Consider the following 1,042-nt stretch of genomic DNA (forward strand, 5'->3'; position numbering starts at 1 on the left):
CACAGGTTCCGTCGGGTCTGGCGAACGCCCAGGGCGGATAGGTGCCTTCCGTAGCGATCGTGATGCGCCGCGCAGGCCATTCTGGCGGCGCTGGATCACGGTATGGGGCCGTCCGGGGCGGCTCTGCGGGCGGTTGGCAAAGCGTTGTCCGTGCGTCCGTTTCTGGATGCGGCGTTTCCGCCGGGGCTGGCGCGGGAAGTGCCTGAGGACGAGACGATCGTCTGTCGCTGCGAGGAGCTGACGGCGGGGGATCTGCGGGCGAAGATCCGCTCCGGCTTTCGGAACATGGATGCGCTGCGCGGTGAAACGCGCTGTGGCATGGGGCCGTGTCAGGGGCGCAGTTGCATGGTGACGGCGGCGCGGCTGCTTGAGGATGAAACCTCGGCTGCGGGCTGTCCGCCGACATTCCGGGGGCGGCCGCCGATCCGGCCGATCACGCTTGGGGCGGTGGCGCGGCTGTCGGGTCTTGATCCGCGGGCCACCATCCGGCTGACACTGGAAGACAAGCCTGAGAACGCTCCGGAAAGTGGGCCGGAAAGCGGGCCGGAACATGGTGCAGAGGATATGGTCGATGCCCCGGCACACTGAGACCGCGCTGATTGTTGGCGCCGGACTTCAGGGCTGCGCGATTGCCCTGTTTCTGGCGCGTGCGGGCTGGCATGTCACGCTGCTCGACAAGAATGTGGCCGGGCGTCATGCCTCTAGCGTCAATGCGGGGGGCCTGCGGACACTGATGCGGGACTGGCGGGAATATCCGCTCTCCGAACTGGCGATGGAGCACTGGCGGCATCTGGACCGGCTTGTTGGTGCGGGTGCTGCGGAGAGTTGTGAAATCCGGCTCGGGGTCGGGCAGATTGCGGTGGCGCTCGATGAGGCGGAATTGTCCTGGACGCTTGGACGCGCGCAGGAGATGACGCAGCGCGGGCTGGGCTCCGAGGAGCTGCTCTCGGCCACGGATGTCCGCAGGATGCTGCCTGGTCTGACGGATCGGGCTCTGGGCGGCCTTGTTTCGCGGGGGGATGGGCATGCCAATCCGGCGGCT

At 67.7% G+C, this 1,042-nt stretch carries 2 protein-coding genes; both read left to right on the forward strand.

Features of this window, described 5'->3' with window-relative positions; translation table 11 throughout:
* Positions 1-102 precede the first annotated feature (102 nt).
* A complete protein-coding gene (locus tag JK202_RS16145; RefSeq protein WP_249200193.1) occupies positions 103-588 on the forward strand; it encodes a (2Fe-2S)-binding protein in 486 nt (161 codons plus the stop codon).
* The coding region (locus JK202_RS16150) for an FAD-binding oxidoreductase (protein ID WP_211562503.1) at positions 572-1,042 on the forward strand (471 nt) is incomplete at its 3' end. The genes JK202_RS16145 and JK202_RS16150, both read left to right, overlap by 17 nt.

Origin of the sequence: Gluconobacter sp. Dm-62, assembly GCF_018256155.1 — a bacterium.
Classification (GTDB): Bacteria; Pseudomonadota; Alphaproteobacteria; order Acetobacterales; family Acetobacteraceae; genus Gluconobacter.